General features: G+C 70.2%; 14 protein-coding genes and 2 pseudogenes. 11 read left to right on the forward strand and 5 right to left on the reverse strand.

The genetic code is table 11. The features are described from left to right. Positions 1 to 4 precede the first annotated feature (4 nt). The 5 genes from LNW72_RS39565 to LNW72_RS39585 all read left to right on the forward strand — a co-directional run bounded on the left by LNW72_RS39565 (position 5) and on the right by LNW72_RS39585 (position 6,047). Complete coding sequence (locus LNW72_RS39565; RefSeq protein WP_250979854.1) at positions 5 to 574, forward strand: TetR/AcrR family transcriptional regulator; 570 nt, start codon at positions 5 to 7, stop codon at positions 572 to 574. Between the two features lie 105 nt (positions 575 to 679). Beyond that, a complete protein-coding gene (locus LNW72_RS39570) occupies positions 680 to 1,303 on the forward strand; it encodes a hypothetical protein (protein WP_250979855.1) in 624 nt (207 codons plus the stop codon). Between the two features lie 333 nt (positions 1,304 to 1,636). Then, the gene (gene nadE / locus LNW72_RS39575; RefSeq protein ID WP_308402123.1) at positions 1,637 to 2,476 is read left to right on the forward strand and encodes an ammonia-dependent NAD(+) synthetase; all 840 of its coding nucleotides are present in this window, start codon (positions 1,637 to 1,639) and stop codon (positions 2,474 to 2,476) included. A 92-nt stretch (positions 2,477 to 2,568) separates the two neighbouring features. After that, positions 2,569 to 4,305: an ABC transporter ATP-binding protein gene (locus tag LNW72_RS39580; protein ID WP_250979856.1), complete on the forward strand. Its 1,737-nt coding sequence runs from the start codon at positions 2,569 to 2,571 to the stop codon at positions 4,303 to 4,305. Further along, on the forward strand, positions 4,302 to 6,047 hold the full coding sequence (locus LNW72_RS39585) for an ABC transporter ATP-binding protein (protein WP_250979857.1): 1,746 nt from the start codon (positions 4,302 to 4,304) through the stop codon (positions 6,045 to 6,047). The genes LNW72_RS39580 and LNW72_RS39585 overlap by 4 nt, the downstream gene beginning before the upstream one ends. Before the next feature lie 75 nt (positions 6,048 to 6,122). Here LNW72_RS39585 and LNW72_RS39590 read toward each other — a convergent pair whose 3' ends face one another. Further along, positions 6,123 to 6,623 (reverse strand): gluconokinase, encoded by a 501-nt coding sequence (locus LNW72_RS39590; RefSeq protein WP_250979858.1) that lies wholly within the window; start codon positions 6,621 to 6,623, stop codon positions 6,123 to 6,125. A 316-nt stretch (positions 6,624 to 6,939) separates the two neighbouring features. On the opposite strand from LNW72_RS39590, the gene LNW72_RS39595 reads away from it, so the two are divergent. The 5 genes from LNW72_RS39595 to LNW72_RS39615 are packed head-to-tail and all read left to right on the forward strand — an operon-like array spanning position 6,940 to position 13,457. After that, positions 6,940 to 7,776, forward strand: coding sequence for an SDR family oxidoreductase (locus LNW72_RS39595; RefSeq protein ID WP_250979859.1), 837 nt, complete (start codon positions 6,940 to 6,942; stop codon positions 7,774 to 7,776). 34 nt (positions 7,777 to 7,810) lie between these two features. After that, positions 7,811 to 9,157: an NAD(P)/FAD-dependent oxidoreductase gene (locus LNW72_RS39600; protein WP_250979860.1), complete on the forward strand. Its 1,347-nt coding sequence runs from the start codon at positions 7,811 to 7,813 to the stop codon at positions 9,155 to 9,157. Further along, entirely contained in the window at positions 9,154 to 10,644 is a 1,491-nt protein-coding gene (locus tag LNW72_RS39605; RefSeq protein ID WP_250979861.1) for a cytochrome ubiquinol oxidase subunit I, read from the forward strand. Before LNW72_RS39600 ends, LNW72_RS39605 begins: the two co-directional genes overlap by 4 nt. After that, positions 10,641 to 11,660: a cytochrome d ubiquinol oxidase subunit II gene (locus tag LNW72_RS39610; RefSeq protein WP_250979862.1), complete on the forward strand. Its 1,020-nt coding sequence runs from the start codon at positions 10,641 to 10,643 to the stop codon at positions 11,658 to 11,660. Before LNW72_RS39605 ends, LNW72_RS39610 begins: the two co-directional genes overlap by 4 nt. A 33-nt stretch (positions 11,661 to 11,693) precedes the next feature. Further along, positions 11,694 to 13,457 (forward strand): cation:proton antiporter, encoded by a 1,764-nt coding sequence (locus tag LNW72_RS39615; protein ID WP_250979863.1) that lies wholly within the window; start codon positions 11,694 to 11,696, stop codon positions 13,455 to 13,457. A 47-nt stretch (positions 13,458 to 13,504) separates the two neighbouring features. On the opposite strand, the gene LNW72_RS39620 is transcribed toward LNW72_RS39615, so the two are convergent. The 4 genes and pseudogenes from LNW72_RS39620 to LNW72_RS39630 form a co-directional block, all read right to left on the reverse strand. After that, on the reverse strand, positions 13,505 to 15,085 hold the full coding sequence (locus tag LNW72_RS39620) for a GMC family oxidoreductase (protein ID WP_250979864.1): 1,581 nt from the start codon (positions 15,083 to 15,085) through the stop codon (positions 13,505 to 13,507). A 58-nt stretch (positions 15,086 to 15,143) separates the two neighbouring features. Next, entirely contained in the window at positions 15,144 to 15,410 is a 267-nt protein-coding gene (locus LNW72_RS42215; protein ID WP_374117448.1) for a hypothetical protein, read from the reverse strand. A 52-nt stretch (positions 15,411 to 15,462) separates the two neighbouring features. Continuing rightward, positions 15,463 to 16,107, reverse strand: a pseudogene (locus LNW72_RS39625) (cyclase family protein); the annotation flags it as partial. Between the two features lies 1 nt (position 16,108). After that, positions 16,109 to 17,934 (reverse strand): annotated as a pseudogene (locus tag LNW72_RS39630) (glycoside hydrolase family 15 protein). 252 nt (positions 17,935 to 18,186) lie between these two features. On the opposite strand from LNW72_RS39630, the gene LNW72_RS39635 reads away from it, so the two are divergent. Next, positions 18,187 to 19,140, forward strand: a complete 954-nt coding sequence (locus tag LNW72_RS39635) for a DUF389 domain-containing protein (protein WP_250979865.1) — start codon at positions 18,187 to 18,189, stop codon at positions 19,138 to 19,140. Positions 19,141 to 19,174: the final 34 nt, after the last annotated feature.

The raw sequence follows: 19,174 nt of genomic DNA on the forward strand, positions 1-19,174 counted from the left end.
GCACATGCCGAATCCCACCCCGACGCGTGAACGCATCGTCGAGGCCACGCTGCGGATCATCGGCCAGGACGGCGTCGCCGCGGTCACCAACCGCCGCATCGCCAAGGAGGCGGGCGTCTCCCTCGGCTCGATCACCTATCACTTCGCCACCCAGCACGACCTGCTGCGCGAAAGCCTGCGCTCCTTCGTCGACCAGGAGACCCGCCGCTTCACCGACCTCGCCGCACGTCACATCACCGACTGCGTCACCGCGGAACAGGCCGCCACCATCGTCGGCCAGGTGTCCGCGGACACCGCCTTCGACAGCGAGCACATCGCCCCCTTCGAGCTCTACATCCACGCCGGCCGGGACCCCCAGCTGCGCCCGGCCGCCGCGGAATGCTTCACCGCCTACGACCAGCTGGCCGCCTCCATCCTCGGCGGCCTCGGCGTACCGGACCCCGAACGCCTGGCCGGCCCCGTCGTCGCACTCGTCGTCGGCCTCCAGCTACGCCGGCTGGCCACCGGCTCCACCTCCGACGACCTCGTCACCGCGCTGCTGCTGCTCACCGGTGCTTCCACGCCCGGACCCTGAGCGCTCTCCGCCGACCACCGCACCGAACGGCAGGTGGTGTCGCGCCGTGCCGCGGCCCGGGCCGCCTGCGACACTCGCGGGTACCGACCAACCCGGGGAGACGGCATGACTGCTGACGTAGTGGCTCCGACGAGGCGATCCCTGCACGGCATCGCCGAGCTGGTACTGGCCGGGCCGCAATACCGGGAGGTCGGTCGCATCCGGCTGCGGATCGTCGGGGACGGTTTCGGCACGCTCAGCGAACCGTCGTTGCGCGTCGAAGGCGGCGACCTCGTCACCGGAACGGCCCGCATCCCGCTGTCGGGCCAGACGTACGCGTCGCTCGCGGAAGCGGCCGGGACCGAGGCAGGCGCTCCGGAGGGGCTCTATCCGGACGGCTCCGGAGTGAAGCCGGACGAGGTGATCACCTTCGATCCCGAAGCCGGAGCCGTGATCCTCCGCGCGTTCGTCGCCGGAGACGAGGCGTTGCGCGGTTTCGCGCCCGGGACCGAACCGGTGCTCTGGCCCGAACACTTCGACCTCGCCATCACTCTCGACGAGGTGAACTACGGAGTCTCATCCGGTGACGGACACCTGCCGGAGCCCTACGCCTACGTCGGGCCGCACCGGCCACGCGAAGGCGAGTTCTGGAACGCCCCCTTCGGCGCCGCACGGACCCTGCGGGAACTCGGCGACGCCGACGCGATCCAGCGGTTCTTCGAGGAGGGCAAGCGCCGCACGGATACCTGACGGGCATCCCGTTCGTGATCGCAGCCTCTTGGGTCGCCTTCCGGTGGTTTCTTCCCGGGCGTCCGGCGCCGCTGAGTAAATGATCTTTCAGGTCCGCCGCACGGCGGAGGGTGGCGCCCGAGCGTACGGACCGTCAGGCCCGTGTTCACCAGAGCTGGTTGTGACGTTGGCCGGGTGCGGCAGTCCCGTCCGCTGTGGCGTGGGACGCCGCCGCCGGGCCGCGCCGTGATGAGGCCGTCGACCTCGCGGCCTGCTGTCGCCTGCAGGCCGCAGGAGATGGCGGCGGGTGGCCAGCATAGAATCTGCAGCCCGAACCGACCCCGAGGAGTAGTCGTGACCGATCCGGCGCCCATAGGCCTGCAGCAGGAGATCGCCCGGGATCTTCACGTCGCCGCGATCTTCGATGCGGAGGTGGAGATCGAGCGCCGGGTGGCGTTCCTGGCCGAGCGGCTGACGACCACCGGACTGCGGTCCTTGGTGCTCGGGATCAGCGGAGGGGTGGATTCCACCACCGCGGGGCGGTTGTGCCAGCTGGCCGTGGAGCGGGCCCGTGGCGCCGGGCACGACGCGACCTTCTACGCCATGCGGCTGCCGTACGGCGTCCAGGCCGATGAGCAGGACGCTCAGCTCGCCCTCGGCTTCATCCGGGCCGACCAGGTGCTGACCGTGAACATCAAGGCAGCCAGCGATGCCGCGCTGGAGGCCTGTCTGGCCGGTGGGGTGGCTTTCCGCGACGAGGCGCACCAGGACTTCGTCCACGGCAACATCAAGGCCCGGCAGCGGATGATCGCGCAGTACGCGGTTGCGGGGGCGCATGCGGGGCTCGTCGTGGGGACCGATCACGCGGCCGAGGCGGTCTCCGGGTTCTTCACCAAGTTCGGGGACGGCGCGGCGGACGTGCTGCCCCTGGCGGGGTTGATCAAGCGCCGGGTGCGTGCCGTCGCGGAGGCGCTCGGGGCGCCCGCCTCGCTGGTGTGGAAGGTACCGACGGCCGACCTGGAATCGCTCGACGAGGGCAAGGCCGATGAGGACGCGCTCGGGGTGACGTACGACGAGATCGACGACTTCCTGGACGGGAAGCCGGTGAGCGAGCGCGCCTTCGCTTCGATCGTGGGCAGGTATCGGGGCACCGAACACAAGAGGCAGCTGCCGGTGGCTCCGCCCCAGGGGTGACCTTCGCGGGCGGCGTCTCCATCGGCGTCATCGGTCGCCGTAGCGTGCCCCTGGCTGCCGGGCGCCGACCTGCTGGTGGCTAGGGTGCGGTCATGGCCGACACCTTTCACCCGCCGGCTCCGAAGGACCTCCGGAGCCCCCTGTGGTTCCTGCTGTGGCTGGTGACCAGCCAGCGGCGGCGGGTCACCGCCGGGGCGGCGCTGGGCAGCCTGTGGATGGTCGGGCTGGCCGTTCCGCCCTACCTGCTGGCCCGCGCCATCGACGACGGGCTGCGGACACGGGACAGCTCCGCGCTGTTCGGCTGGACCGCGGCGTTGTTCGTCATGGGAGTGGTCAACGCGGTCGTGGGAATCGCCCGCCACCGGACGATGACGAAGGTCCGCATGGACGCGTCGTTCCGCACCGTACGAGCGACCGTACGACAGGCCACGGTGCTCGGCGCCGCCCTGCGGAGTCGGGCCGGTGCCGGTGAGGTCGTCGCCATCGGGATGGGCGACGTGCAGGTGATCGCCCAGTCGCTGACCGTGATGGGGCCGGGGGTGGGCGCCGTTCTCGCCTATCTCGTCGTTGCGGCCCTGCTGCTGTCGATCTCACCCCTGCTGGCCGTGGTGGTGCTGGCGGGAGTGCCGCTGCTCGCCGTCACCGTCGGGCCGTTGCAGCGGCGGCTGCTGAGCGTCGGATCCGAATACCGGCAGCGGCAGGGCGCGCTGACCGGGCTGCTCGTCGACATGGTGACGGGGTTGCGGGTCCTGAACGGTCTCGGCGGCAAGGACGTCTACGCGTCCCGCTACGGGCGCCGGTCCCGGGAACTGCGCGAACAGGGTTACCGGGTGGGTGCCGTGACCAGCTGGATCGGCGCGCTGGCCATCGGTCTGCCGGCCCTGTTCCTCGCGCTGGTCACGTGGCTCACCGCACGGATGGCGGCCGGGGGTTCGCTCGCCGTCGGCCAGCTCGTGGCGGTGTACGGATACACGGCCATGCTCGTCACACCGGTCTACGCCTTCATCGAGGGCGGTTCCGACGTCGCCCGGGCCCTGGTCGCGGGCCGGCGGGTGATCGACTTCCTGAGCCTGCAGCCCGATCACCTCCACGACACGGGCCGGCTCGACGCCCCGCCGGGGCCCGCCGTCCTGCACGATCCCGCCTCCGGCGTCCAGGTGCCGGTCGGCGCGCTGACCGCGTTGATCGGTGACCGGTCGGCCGACGCGCCCGCCGTGGTGGAACGGCTCGGCCGTTTCACCCCCTCGGACGCCGAATGGGGCGGTCACCGTGTCGATGCGATCGATCCGGACCAGCTCCGGAAGCGCATCCTGGTCGCGGACAACGATGCCCATCTCTTCAGCGGGACGGTGCGCGAGGTCGTCGCCGGAGGGCAGGCGATCGGTGGCGAGGCGATCGACGACGAGGCGATCCGGGCCGCGATCGGGCGGGCCGCCGCCACCGACATCGTCCAGGCGATGCCCGCAGGACTGGACTCCGTGATCACCGCGCAGGGCGCCAACCTCTCCGGTGGCCAGCGCCAGCGGTTGCGGCTGGCCCGGGTTTTGTACGCGCGGCCCGAGGTCCTGCTCGCCGTCGAGCCGACCTCCGCCGTCGACGCGCACACCGAGGCCGCGATGGCCGCCGGGCTGCGTGCGGCCCGTACCGGCCTGACCACCGTGGTGACCAGCACCTCGCCGCTCGTCCTGGAGCAGGCGGACACGGTCGTCTATCTCGTCGGAGGCCAGGTCGAGGCGACCGGCACCCATCAGGACCTCCTGCACGCCCGGGCCGACTACCGCGCGCTGGTCTCCCGGGGCGCCGAAGAGGAAGAGGAGGTTTCCCGATGACCGCTCCGCTCCCCGTCGCCGACACCAGGCACGTCCGTCGCACCGCGGGCAGCGACATAGCCGTGGAGAAGACCGCGTTCGCGGGAATCCTCGCGCTCAACGCTCTCGCCGCTGCCGCCGGACTGGTCGGCCCCTGGCTGCTGGGCAGCATCATCAACACCGTCAAGGTATCGACCGGCCCGGACAGCGTCGGCACCGTGGACCGGCTCGCCCTCGTCATCGTCGCCGCCGTGCTGGTCCAGATCGTGCTGTCGCGCTACGCACTGCTGCTCGCCGCCCGGTTCGGCGAGCGTGCCGCGGCCCGTATCCGCGAGCGGTTCGTGGCCCGTGCTCTCGCCCTGCCCCCGACCGTTGTCGAGCACACACCCACCGGCGACCTGGCCGTACGCGGCACCACGGACGTCGACGGCGTCGCCACCGCGCTGCGCACCACCGCACCCGAGGTGTTCATCGCCACGACGCAGGCGCTGTTCATCATCGGCGCGGTACTCGTCCTCAATCCACTGCTGGGCGTCTGCGGACTGTCCTGTCTGGCCGTCATCGTCGTCGTCACGCGCTGGTACCTGCGCAGGGCGCGCACCGGCTATCTCGCCGAGGGCACGGCCAACTCCGAACTCGCGGAAATGCTGGCCACGACGGCCGGCGGCGCCCGCACGGTCGAGGCGCTGCGGCTGCAGCAACAGCGATGGCACGTCGCCGAGGCGGCCATCACGAAGGCCAGAGGCGCCAGGCTGCACACCCTGTGGCTGCGGTCGGTGTTCTTCCCCTCCGTGGACATCTCCTACACGCTGCCGGTCGTCGGCGTGCTCCTGGTCGGAGGCGCTCTCTACCACCACGGCGCGGTCGACCTCGGTGAGGTGGTCGCGGCCGCCGTCTACCTGCGCCAGCTGATGGGACCGCTGGACACCGTCCTGCTGTCGGTCGAACAACTGCAGAGCAGCATGGCGTCGTACGCCCGGGTGGAGGGCCTCGCCGCCGTTCCGGCGGGCCCGGCCCCGACGACGGCCGAGCCGTCCGGCGACCGCATCGAGGCCGTCGCCGTCACCTACGCGTATCCGAACCTGGGCGATGTCCTGCACGGCATCGATCTCGACGTCCAGCCCGGCGAACGGCTCGCCGTCGTCGGACCCTCCGGTGCGGGAAAGTCCACCCTCGGGCGGCTCCTGGCGGGCATCGACCGGCCCGGCCGTGGCCGTGTCTCGGTCGGCGGCGTCCCCGTCGCCGACCTCCCTCCGGACCGGATGCGCCGCCAGATCGCCCTGATCACCCAGGAGCACCACGTCTTCCGCGACACCCTGCGGAACAACCTCGTCATCGCGCGCCCGTCCGCGACGGACGCCGAGCTGCGGGCCGCACTGGAGGCCGTGCACGCCACCTGGACCGACGACCTGCCGTCCGGTCTGGACACCGATCTCAGCGGCACCGCCCACCAGCTGGACGAGCCACAGGCGCAGCAGCTCTCCCTGGCCCGGGTGATCCTCGCCGACCCGCACACCCTGATCCTCGACGAGGCGACCGCCCTCCTGGATCCGGCCGCGGCACGTATGACCGAGCGCGCCCTTGCCGCCGCCCTCCAGGGCCGCACCGTCATAGCCATCGCCCACCGTCTCCAGACGGCCCACGACGCGGACCGCATCGCCGTCATCGACTCCGGTGTGCTGACCGAACTCGGCACCCACGACGCACTCGTCGCGGCCGACGGCGGCTACGCGGCGCTGTGGCGGTCGTGGCACGGCGACTGACCGTTGCGGGGGTCGTCCAGGTGAAGGACGGCAACGCGTCCATCGCTGCGGTCCGAGTCCGGGGACCGGGGGCGGTCATCCCGGTTCGCCGGCTTCGAAGCGGGCGACGGCGGCCTGGACCGGGCTGATGATCGCGTCGGTCCCGGCGGTCGCATCGACGGTGAGTCCTGGCTCGTCGGCCTGCAGGGGTTCCAGCGCGTCGAATTGGGAGTCCAGGAGTCGGGCCGTCATGAAATGCCCGGTCCGTTGTGCGATCCGGGTGTGGGCCGTCTCCTCGTCAAGGGCCAGGTAGAGGAACCAGACGCCCTGCCCGGCCGCACGGAGCACGTCCCGGTACTCCCGCTTGAGGGCCGAGCAGGAGATGACCCCACCCTGGTGAGCACAGGAGGTGTCCCGGATCCAGCGGGTCAGGCTGCGTAGCCACGGTTCGCGGTCCGCATCGTCGAGTGCTTGCCCCGCGGTCATTTTGGCGATGTTCGCTGCCGGGTGGAAGTCGTCGCCTTCCACGAAGGGCACATCAAGACGCTGGGCGAGCAGCCGCCCGATGGTGGTCTTGCCCGACGCGGCGACCCCCATGACCACGACGATCGCCGGTGCTGGTCTTGATCTGACCACAGTGCCTCTCCCGGGTCTGGACGACCCCCTTGCGGAGATCATGCACGGCGAGGTGCGGTGGGATGTCATGGGCGCCATGGGGCCGGAGAGACGCACCCGGATGGCTCCCGAAGGGGTGATCCCGGTGCCTGCGGTCCGGACGCAGCGCGTTGGGCCGTCGGAGCGATATCACTGCGCCCATCGGGCGGGCCGCGCGCGCCGCGCGCTCAGGACAGGACGTCGCCGGGGAGTCTCCCTTCTTGGTACCGGATGTGCGGCCGACGACGGGAGACAGGCAGTGACCTCAGACGTGAACGAAGGCCGGCGGCCTGTGCCGACGATTCTCCAAGGACAGAAGGCGCTGGTGACGGGGGCGAACTCCGGCATCGGCAAGGCGACCGCGATCGGTCTGGGGCGAGCGGGTGCCGACGTGGTCGTCAACTACGTCTTCGGCAAGGAGGCGGCCGAGGAAGTGGTCGAGGAGATCAAGTCCTTCGGTGTGCGGGCGTACGCGCACGAGGCGGACGTCTCCCAGGAGGACCAGGTCGTCCCGATGGTCGCGCGCATGGTCGAGGAGTTCGGCACGATCGACATCATGGTGGCCAACGCCGGGCTGCAGCGGGACGCCGCCATCACCGAGATGAGCGTCGCCCAGTGGCAGAAGGTGTTGGACGTCAATCTCACCGGCCAGTTCCTGTGTGCCCGGGAGGCCGCCAAGGAGTTCCTCCGCCGTGGTGTCGTTCCCGAGGTGTCCCGTTCGGCGGGGAAGATCGTCTGCATGAGTTCGGTCCACCAGATCATCCCCTGGACGGGCCACGTGAACTACGCAGCGTCCAAGGGCGGCGTCCTGATGCTGATGCAGACCATGGCGCAGGAGCTCGCCCCGAAGGGGATCAGAGTGAACGCCGTGGCGCCCGGTGCCATCCGCACTCCCATCAACCGCAGTGCCTGGGACACCCCTGAGGCCGAGGCCGACCTCCTGCGGCTGGTCCCGTACCGCCGGGTCGGCGATCCGGAGGACATCGCCAACGCGGTGACCGTCCTCGCCTCCGACCTGATGGACTATGTCGTCGGCACCACGCTTTTCGTCGACGGCGGGATGACGCTCTTCCCCGGCTTCGCCACCGGCGGCTGATCCCACGGTGGAAGACCATGTGACACCCCGCAGAGTGGTAATCCTGGGTGGCGGCTTCGCCGGCCTCTTCGCTGTTCGGGCCCTGCGCAGCGCCCCGGTAGCGGTTACCCTGGTCGACAGCTGCGCCCACCACCTGTTCCAGCCCCTGCTGTACCAGTGTGCCTCCGGAATCCTCTCCGGTGGACAGATCGCCCAGCCGCTGCGGGCGGTCCTGCGGCGCCACCCCCAGGTGCGGTGCCTGCAGGCCACGGCCACCGACGTGGACGTCGCCGGGCGGATCGTCCACGCGCAGCGGCCGGACGGCGGCGTACTCGAGTTGCCCTACGACGATCTCATCGTGGGGGTCGGCGTGCGGCAGTCCTACTTCGGGCACGACGAGTTCGCGCCGTACGCCCCCGGCATGAAGACGCTCGCGGATGCGCTGGCTGTGCGGACCAAGCTCTACCAGGCGTTCGAGATGGCCGAGGCGAGCACGGATCCGCAGGAGCGCGCGCAGTGGCTCACCTTCGCCCTGGTAGGCGGTGGCCCCACCGGGGTCGAGCTGGCCGGGCAGATCCGGGAGATCGCCGGCCACACGCTCGAGCGGGAGTTCTCCACGATCGACCCCGGTCGGGCGCGGGTCCTGATCTTCGACGGATCGGACGGGGTGCTCGGTGCCTTCGGGCCCGAGCTGTCCCGCCGGACCGCCCGTACTCTCGACGCTCTCGGTGTCGAGGTCCACCTGGGGTCGATCGTCACCGAAGTGGACGACCGGGGCCTGACGGTGCGCCACAAGGACGGCGGAACGGACCGGGTGGAGGCACGCACGGTGCTGTGGACGGCCGGCGTCGAGGCGCCTCCGCTGGCGACGGCGCTGGCCCGGGCGACCGGCGCCGAGCAGGACCGGGCGGGGCGCATCCGGGTCGAGCCGGATCTCACCATCGCCGGCCATCCGGAGATCCGGGTCGTCGGCGATCTGATGAGCCTGGACAAGCTGCCCGGCCTCGCGGAGGTCGCGATGCAGAGCGGCGCCTACGCAGGCCGCAGGATCCGTCACACCATCGAGGGAAGGACCCGCGCGCCGCGACCGTTCCGCTATCTGGACCTGGGCAGCGCGGCGTACATCTCGCGTGGCAGGGCCGTGGTGAAGATGGGCCGCTTCCGCGCCTCCGGATTCATCGGCTGGCTGATCTGGCTGTTCATCCACATTGCCTTCCTGACCGGCTTCCGTAGCCGGGCCGGCGCGTTGCTCAGCTGGGCGGTGGTCTTCGCCTCCGGCTCGCGCCGCGAACGTGCCTTCACCCCGGGAGTTCCGCAAGGCGACGTCACACAAGCCCTCCTACCGTCCGGTCCACCGGCTGACCCCACGGTCGACCGGCACGAGCCACCGAGGCCCACATGAACACTGCAGTACATTTTCTGGCGACCACCCCTCCGCAGTTGCTGCCGGCCCGGGAACTGATGGCGTTCACCCTGGCCTCCCACATCCTGCTGGTGCCGCTGGGGGTGGCACTGCCGTTCATCACGCTGGTGATGCACTACCGGGGACTGCGCAAGGCCGACCCGGTCGCCATGCTGCTGGCCCGCCGCTGGTCCGCGGTGATGGCCGTCCAGTTCGCCGTCGGCATCGTCACCGGTACGGTGCTGTCGTTCGAGTTCGGGCTGCTGTGGCCGGGCATGATGGGCCGCTGGGGTGACGTCTTCGGTATCGGGTTCGGCGTGGAGGCGTGGGCGTTCTTCCTCGAGGCGATCCTGATCGCGATCTACCTCTACGGGTGGCGCAGGCTGAAGCCGTGGACGCACTTCTGGCTCGGTGTTCCGCTGCCGCTCGCGGCGTTGCTGGGAGCCTTCGGCATCATCGCCGCGAACTCGTGGATGAACACCCCCCAGGGATTCACCCTCGACTCCAGTGGCAGACCCGTGAACGTCAGCGTCCAGCAGGCGATCTTCACGCCCATGTTCGGTCCGCAGTACTGGCACTTCGTGGTGGCGATGTTCCTGACGGCGGGTTATGTGGTCGCCGGTGTCTATGCGGTGGGGTGGCTGCGCGGCCGCCGGGACCGCTATCACCGCCTCGGGTTCTCGGTACCCTTCACGGCCGCCGCGATCCTCACGCCGGTGCAGTTCATGCTGGGCGACTCCATCGCCCGGTCGGTGTTCCACAAGCAGCCCATCAAGTTCGCCGCCACCGAGATCGTCTGGAAGACCGACACTCACGTACCGGAGTACATGTTCGGCCGTCTACAGGAGGACGGAAGCATCAAGGGCGGTCTGAAGATCCCCCAACTGGACTCCATCCTCGCCGGGTTCAGCCCCAAGACCCAGGTCACCGGACTGTCATCGGTACCCGCCGCCGACCGGCCCACCGCCACCCAGGCCACGATCGCGCACTGGGCCTTCGACATCATGGTCACCATCGGCAGCCTGCTGATCCTGCTCGCGCTCTGGTACGGCTGGTGCTGGCTGCGCCATCGTGACCTGCCCCGGTCCCGGTGGTTCTTCCGGTGCGCCGCCGTCGCCGGTGTGGCCTGCCTGCTGACCGTGGAGTGCGGCTGGATCACCACCGAGGTGGGCCGGCAGCCCTGGATCGTCTACCAGAACATGCGGGTCTCCGAAGCGGTGACCCCCACCGCCGCATCGTCGCTGTGGACCATGTTCGGCATCGTCGTCACGGTCTATGTGCTCGTCTTCGGCGCCTTCCTCGGCGTGGTGCTGAAGATGCGCAGCCGCTGGCGGCTCGCCGACGCCGGCTCCGCGCGGGCGTCCGCCGAGGGTCCGGAGACCGACACCCCGTACGGACCGCGCCCAGAACTCGCCACCACCGGGACGCGTTCCGGCGCGTCACCCACGGATCCGGGAACCGGCCGGACACCAGGGAGCGACCAGTGACCGCCACCCTCGTTGCCTGGATCCTGTTGCTGGTGATCGCCGCCTACGCCTGCGGCGGCGGTGTCGACTACGGCGCCGGGTTCTGGGACCTGCTGGCCGGCGGTGCGGACCGCGGCAAGCGCCCGCGCTGGCTGATCGACCACGCGATGGCGCCCGTGTGGGAGGTCAACAACGTCTGGTTGATCTTCGTGTTCATCCTGATGTGGACCGGCTTCCCGGTGTTCTTCCAGACGGTGTTCACCGCGCTGTGGCTGCCGCTCGCGCTGGCTGCCGTCGGCATGGTGCTGCGCGGGGCCGGCTTCGCACTGCGCAAACCCGCCCGACGGCTCGTCGCACGCCGGATCTACGGCGCCGTGTTCGCGGTCTCGTCGCTGGTCACCCCGTTCTTTCTCGGCGCCGCCGCCGGCGGGGTGGCCTCCGGGCGGGTCGCGCCCGGCACCACCGCCTCGGCGGACGCCTGGTCCAACACCACCTCGATCATGGCCGGGCTGCTCACCGTCGCGGCGACCGCCTTCCTCGGCGCGGTCTTCCTCACCGCGGACGCCCGCCGCTTCGGGGCCGTCGACCTGGTCGGCTACTTCCGGCTCCGCGCGTGGATCAGCGCCGCGGCCCTCCTGGTGCTCGGCGTGATCGGCCTGACCGTGACCGACCCGCACGCGTCGTACGTCCACCACGGGCTCACCCACGGGATGGGGCTCCTCCTGGTGCTCATCGCCGTGGTCGCCGTGGCGGTCACCGCCCTGCTGGTCGCCGGCCCGGCCACCGGGTGGGCCCGCTACACCTCGGTTGCCACCGTTGCCCTGCTGGTCGCCGCGTGGGGCTTCGCCCAGCGGCCCTATCTGGTGCCCACCTCGCTCACCGTCCAGCAGGGCGCGGGAGCGAGTGCTGCGCTCCAGTGGATGCTGATCATCGCGGCCGTCGCGCTGGTGCTGATCGGACCCGCGCTCGTCGTGCTGTACCGCCTCGACACCCACGGCGTGCTGGAACCCCTTGCCGACGAGGATGTCGCGCGGTGACGGTTCCGCCGCGCCGACCGGAGAGGAGAAGCTGTGACGCCCAATCAGGTACTGACGGGTGTGGGCTTGATCGTGGTGTTGGCGGTCGGCTCCCAGCTGTTGGCGAGCCGGCTGCGCGTGCCGGCGCTCCTCATCCTGCTCCCGGTCGGCTTCGCCGCCGGCGCGCTCTCGGACGACGTCAACCCCGAACAACTGCTGGGTCCCGCCTTCTCCCCGTTGGTCTCGCTCGCCGTGGCGGTGATCCTCTACGACGCCGGGCTCGGCCTGGAACTGAAACGGCTGCGCGGTCACACGCGTCGCGTCGTGGTCCGACTCCTCTGGCTCGGCACACTGATCACCTGGGTGTCCGCCGCACTGTTCGCGGTACCGGTCCTGAACATGTCGAAGTACGCGGCCATCATGCTGGGAGCGATCCTGGTTGTCTCGGGCCCGACGGTCGTCGGACCGCTGCTCAACTTCGTCCGCCCGACCGAGCGACTGCAGCGCATCCTCATCTGGGAGGGCTCCCTGATCGACCCCATCGGCGGCATCCTGGGTGCGTTCGTCTTCCACAGCGTCATCGCGAGGGCCGGCCAGAACGGTTTCGGGAGCCAGCTGGGACAGTTCTGGATCAGCGCGCTGGTGGGCCTGGCCGGCGGTGTGGTGGGGGCGGGGGCGCTCTGGCTGGTGATGCGGTACATGAGGCTGAACGAGGTGCTCGGAACGACGGTCCAGTTCGCCGCGGTGGTCGGCGCGGCGGCCGCCTGCGACGCGATCCGTGACGACACCGGGCTGATCGCCGCGGTGGTCATGGGAATGGCCCTGGCCAATCTGCCGGGCCTGGACATCCCTGCTCGCAGGCCCTTCTTCGAGACCCTGGTCTCCCTGATCATCGGACTGCTGTTCATCTCCATCTCGGCCACCGTCACCCCGCAGTCGCTGCGTCATGTGATCCTCCCGGCGCTCGCCCTGGTGGCTGTCCTGGTGCTCGTGGTCAGGCCGCTGGTGGCGCACATCGCCACCGCGGGGACCGACATCCTGCCCGGCGAACGGTGGTTCGTCGGCTGGATGGCACCGCGCGGCATCGTCGCCGCGGCCACCGCCTCCACCTTCTCCGTCACCCTCGTCCAGAAAGGGATCGACGGCGCGGACCGGATCCTGCCGGCCACCTTCGTCGTCATCGTCGCCACCGTCATGCTCTACGGCCTGACCGCGCTCCCGGTCGCCAGACGGCTCGGGGTGCTGCGCCCCGCGCGGTCGCGGCCGCTGCTCGTCGGGGGCGATCTGTGGGCGATCGACCTGGGGCGGGCCCTGAACTCGGCGGGTCTGGACGTCCTGATGTGGGCCGGCGCCCATGACCAGCGCGCCCGGATCGAGGAGGCAGGGCTGGAGCTGGCGCCCGGCGAGCTGCTCGCGGCTGCCACCGGAGCCGGCGCCGAGCTGGAAGGAATCACCAGCGTGCTGCTGCTCACCGAGGAGGACGATTTCAACGCGCTCGCCTCGATGACGCTCCAAGAGAGCGTGGAAGGCTCCGTCCACCGTCTCGGACCGCTCGCCGGCAGCCAGGGTGTGGTGGCGCCGTACGCCGGAGGTGAGGCACTCTTCGGCGCCGGGCTGACCCGGCCGGAACTGGTGCGCCGGTACGCGGCCGGCGCCCGGATCGTGATGCACCGCACCGACAGCGCCATCCCCACAGGGCACCAGATGCTCTTCCTGGTGCGCCGGGACGGGCGGCTCGCACCGGTCACCGAGGCCGGCACCCCGGCTCCGCACCCCGGCGACGTCGCCGTGCTGCTGACCCCGATGTCCGGGTACTGACCGTCCTGGAGCGGCCGACGTGCCCGGACGGGTTGTCAGGTGCCGACTCAGCCCAGCCGCTCCGTGATGTGGTCGCCGACCCGCAGGGCGTTGGCGATGGCGGTCAGGGAGGGATTCACGGCGCCGATGCTCGGGAAGAAGCTCGTGTCCACGACATACAGGTTGTCGATGTCGTGGGCCTTGCAGTTGGCGTCGAGCGCCGAGGTCCGGGGGTCCGAGCCGAAGCGGACGGTGCCGGCTTGGTGCGCGGTGGCACCGATCGGCATCCCCTTGTGCAGGTAGAGGCTGTGCGGGAGCAGGTGGTGCGGATGCATGCCCAGGTGTCCCAACATGCCCTGCAACTTGTGCTGCAGGCGCTTGAGGCCCTCGATGTTGTTCTTCTCGTCCAGGGCGAGGTGGATGCCGCCGTCGCCGTCCAGGGTCACGCGGTTCTCCGGCTGCGGGAGGTCCTCTCCGCAGAGCCAGAAGTCCACCGCGTGATGGGCCAGCACCTCGAAGGGCATGTCCGGAGAAGCCATCCCGGCCCAGCGCGGGGCTTCGCCGCGGATCTGGTCGGAGTCCGACTTGCCCAGCATCTGGATACCGCCGAGCGGGTAGTCCCAGTCGTCCGCGCCCAGGTACCAGTCGTTGAGCGCGAGCGTCTTCTGGAACTGGGTGTCGTTCGGCTCCTTCGAAACCGCCATCAGTGCCAGGTTGTTGTGCCGCATGTAGTGGCGGCCGACGACGTCGGAGGTGTTCGCGAGCCCGCCCGGATGCTGCTCGTTCGCCGAACGCAGCAGCAGAGCAGCGGAGTTCACCGCCCCGCAGGCGACGACGACGATGTCGGAGCTGAAGCCGGCTGTGGAGCCGTCCTCCAGCTCGGCGACCACCCTGCCGACGCTGCGCCCGGTCGGGTCGGTCTCGAGCCGGCGGACGTTGGCGCCGGTGACCATGTGCACATTGGCGTGCTCCAGGGCGGGGTCGACGCAGATCACCTGCGCGTCCGCCTTGCCGCGCACCAGACAGGGGAAGCCGTCCACCCGGTTGCAGCGGATGCACACACTCTCGTGGGTCGCGCGGCCGCGCTCGTCCTGAGTGAGGTTCACGCCGATGGGCAGATGGAACGGGTGCAGCCCGTGCTTCTCCAGGTCGTCGCTGAGTTGTTGGATCCGTGGCTCGTGCCGCACCGGCGGGTAGGCGTACTGGGCGCTGACCTCGCCCTCACCGGGGTCCTCGCCGTGCCGGCCGTGCACGAGGTAGAGGTGTTCGGCCTGCGTGTAATAGGGCTCCAGGTCCTCGTAGCGGATGGGCCACGCGGGGGAGATTCCGCCGTGATGGCGCAGCTCGCCGAAGTCCTCGGGGCGCAGCCGGAACAGCGCGGCGCCGTAGAACTTGGTGTTGCCTCCGACGTAGTAGTTGACCTCGGGTGGGAACGAATCGCCGTGCTTGTCGTACCAGAACTCCGGGGCTCGGTACTTGCCCTTGACGAAGACCGCCGTCGACTCCCAGTTGTCCCGTTCCCGGGGAAGGTAGCCGCCGCGTTCCAGGATCAGGATGCGCTTGCCGGTGGGGGCGAGCCGGTGGGCGAGGGTTCCGCCGCCCGCTCCGGTGCCGATGATGATGACGTCATAGTGTTCGTTGTCAGCCATGTCGACCACCTCGGGGTCGTGGATCCTTCGAGCGGGCGCGTGCCCGGCCGTCTGCCGGTCAGAGAATTGCGATGGGGTTGACGGGGGAGCCGGTGGCCGTCGGCAGTCGCAGGGGCGCGACCACGCAGAGGAACGACCAGCGGTCCTCCTGTTCGCAGAGCGGCACCAGGTCCTCGAACTGGAGGTAGTCGAGGAGGTGGAGGCCGAGGGCGTGGATGCCCAGCACGTGCACGGGGAAGTCCACGCCTTCCGTGGGGCTCGGGGCGGTGTCGTTGTTGCTGTCGCTGCCCAGGGCCGCCACCCGGCGTTCGGCGAGGAACTGCATCGCGGTCGGGTCCGGCCCGGGTGTGCGCTGCGTCCCACGGCCCGGTCTCGTTGCGCCGCCGGCGGTGGCCGACCCGCACCAGGAGGAGATCTCCCTCCCCGACCCGTACGTGCTGGGATCGCTCGGCGGCGACGAGGTCGTCGGCGCTGACATGGTCGCCCGGTTCGAGCCAGGGGACCTCGCGCAGCCGCGGGATGTCGAGCAGCACACCCCGGCCGACGATCCCGTTCCTGGCGAGTTCGACGGAGAGGGCCGTGGCGCCGTCGGCGGTGACGGTGGCCGCGGGGACGCCGCCGTGCAGGGTGCCGTTGTAGACGACGTGGCACAGGGCGTCGAGATGACTGTCGGCGTCGCCGTGCACATCCATGCTGAAGTGGTCGGTGGCGAAGTGGAGTCCGGTGCCGTCGGCCGCCGCCTCGGGCGGGCTGGTCAGCCGGTGGCCGGCCGGGCGCGGGTTGTCCGGCGAGGGCTCCGTCTCCACGGGGGAGGCGAGCGTGACGGTGCGGCCCGAGCGGACCTCCGCCGCGGCCGCGCGCACTGTGTCCGGTGTCAGGGTGGCCAGGGCGCCCCGCCTGCCGCCCGCGCCGGCGGCCTGCCTGCGTAGCCGTTCGTACAGGGCCCCGAACTCGTCGGGACTCTGGCGTGGTTGACGCTCGGACGTGTCCTCCATGGCCATCCGCATCGCTCCCCGTGCCATCTCAGCCGCGCTGCTTGTCGAGTGCCTCGTCCAGGGTGCAGGCCGCCGTGATGAGCGACAGATGGGTGAACGCCTGCGGGAAGTTACCCAGTTGTTCGCCGCTCGGTCCCACCTCCTCCGCGAAGAGGCCGACGTGGTTGGCGTAGGTGTGCATCTTCTCGAACGTGTACCGCGCGGGCCGCAGTCGTCCCGCCCGGGCCAGTGCGTCCACGTAGAGGAAGGTGCACAGGCTGAAGGTGCCCTCGGAGCCGCGCAGGCCGTCGGGGGAGGCGGCCGGGTCGTAGCGGTAGACCAGGCTGTCGGAGACCAGCGTGCGGTCCATGGCGTCCAGGGTGGAGAGCCAGGACGGATCCCGGGGGGCGATGAATCCGACCCGGGGCATCAGCAGCAGCGAGGCGTCCAGAACGGCGTCCCCGCCGTAGTGCTGCACGTAGGCCTGCTCCTCCTCGCTCCAGCCGCGGGCCATGACCTGCTCGAGGATGGTGTCGCGGGCCTTGGTCCAGCGGTCGGTGTCGGCAGGCCGGCTGAACTCGGAGGCCAGCTTCAGACCGCGGTCGAAGGCGGCCCAGCACATCACCCGGCTATAGGTGAAGTCCTGGCGCCCGCCGCGGGTCTCCCAGATGCCCTCGTCGGGCCGGTCCCAGGAGTCGGCCAGCCAGTCCAGGGTGTCGGCGAGGATCTTCCACCCGCGATAGCCGGCCTGCACGGCGACCTCGCGCCCCTCCGACAGGCCGTAGAGCGCCTCGCCGTAGATGTCCAGCTGCAACTGGTCGGAGGCGGCATTGCCCAGCCGCACGGGGGCCGAACCTCGGTATCCCTCGAGGTGGTCGAGCGTCTCCTCCGTCAACAGCGGCTCCCCGTCGACCCGGTACATGATCTGGAGGGGCTCGCCGCCCTCTCCCGTCGACTCCCGCAGCCGGTCACCGAGCCAGTGCGTGAAGTCCGTGGCCTCCTCGACGAAGCCGAGGTCGAGCAGAGCCCGGATGGAGAGTGAGCCGTCGCGGACCCAGGTGTAGCGGTAGTCCCAGTTCCGTTCGCCGCCGACCTGTTCGGGCAGGCCCATGGTGGCTGCGGCGACCGGTGCGCCGGTGGGGGCGTAGGTGAGCAGTTTGAGGGTGATGGCGGAGCGGTTGACCATGTCGGGCCAGCGACCCCGGTAGTTGGAGCCCCGCACCCACCTCTGCCAGAAGTCGGCGGCATCCCACAGCTGTTGGGTGATCCCGTCGACGGTGGGCGGCGGCGGGAGCTGCCCGTCGCCGTCGCCGTCGCAGACGGTGAACACGGCCACTGCCTGCTGGCCGACGTTCAGCGTGATCGAGCCGCGCACGTCCTCACCGTCCCGCTCCAGCGGGACGGTGCTCTGGAGGTACGCGGTGACACCCGGTGCCCGGAAGGTGGCGCCGTCGGGAACCAGATCCAGTTGGTGGGCGGCCCGGGCGTAGTCGAATCGCGGCCGGCACTCGATGTCGAACTGGACTGTCCCCCGTACGGTGCGTACGGCCCGTATCAGGGTGTGGCGGTCGCTCGGGGTGCGGCTGCGGTTGGGCGGCATCCAGTCGATCACCTCACCGACGCCGTCGGGGACATGAAGCGGGTCACCAGGATGGCGGTCTCGGGGTAGTACAACTGCTTGCACGATGCATCCGGGTTGCTGGCCGTCATCCGGAAGTATCCGCCGCGGTCGTGGTCGAGCAGCGCGGCGAAGATGCTGGGGGAGTCGAACCGTGGGGCGGCGAACCAGTCGACGACGCCCTGCGAGGAAACCAGAGCGGCGGTCTGCAGATCGCCCACCAGTCCGTGATCGGCTATGGGGGGGTAGCGGTCCATGAGAATCCAATCTCCGACATATCACTACCTGATCCACTATCCGACAGGCTCCACGTGCGCGCCTCTGGGGATTCCACCACCGCTCCTGACCTGCGCTCACGTGCTCCGACGCGCTCCTGGCGCCATGTGCTCCGGATTGCGGAACGCCGCGCCTGCGGTGTTACTGGAAGGACCGTCCGACCCATGACTTCCGGCGGCCCGGCTCCGGGTCGAGCGGACCTGGACGGGTGCCGGAGCGCGTGGAGGTTCAGGATGGACATGATCCATGTCCGCGCGGTGAGCCCGCCGGACCTCACGAGCGAGGTGGTCGACCTGCTCGCCGGCGACCCCTGCGTCCTCAACCTGATCGTGCAGACCGGCGCCGCGCGAAACCCGGACGGCGACGCGATCGCCTGCGACGTGCTCACGGGAGGGGCGAACGAGGTTCTGCACGGTCTGCGTGCGCTGGAGGTGGACCGCCGGGGCTCGATCGTCATCGAACCGGTGGACATCGCCTTCTCAGGACGGGCGACCGACGCGGGAGCGCAGAAGCTCGGGCCACTGACCCGCTCGCCGGTCTGGGAACAGGTCGAGGCACGGATCTGGGCCCAGGGCAGGTATGCGCCGAGCTTCTATCTCTACCTGGTCATCGCGGGACTCATCGGTTCGGTCGGGATCGTCACCAACTCCCAGATCCTGATCGTCGCGGCCATGGTCGTGGGGCCCGAGTACGGCGCCATCGTCAGTATCGCGCTGGGCATCGACCGGGGCGACCGGGGGAGGGTCCGGAAGGGCCTGTTCGCCCTGTTCGTGGGCTTCCTGCTGACTGTCGTCATCACCTTCCTCTTCAGCCTCCTCATCCGTGGCTTCGATCTGCAGTCGCAGGCCTTCACCGCGGGGCTGCGGCCCGTCTCCAACCTGATCAACACGCCCAACTTCTTCTCGTTCGCCGTGGCGGCCCTTGCCGGGATCGTCGGCATCATCTCGCTGACCGAGGCCAGGACCAGTGCCCTGCTCGGCGTGTTCATCTCGGTCACGACGATTCCGGCCGCCGCGGACATCAGCGTTTCGGTGGCGTTCACCAGTTGGAGCAACGCCTGGGGATCGCTCGTCCAACTACTGGTCAACATCGTGGTGCTGATCGTGGTGGGCACCGCCACGCTCCGCTGCCAGCGGGCGATCTGGCGGAAGGTCGGCGCCCGGCACGCCCGCGCGGAGCAGCAGTAGCGCTCAGATGATGCCGGAAGCGGCCATGTCCGCG

The organism is Streptomyces sp. RKAG293, from assembly GCF_023701745.1.
Taxonomy (GTDB): Bacteria; Actinomycetota; Actinomycetes; order Streptomycetales; family Streptomycetaceae; genus Actinacidiphila.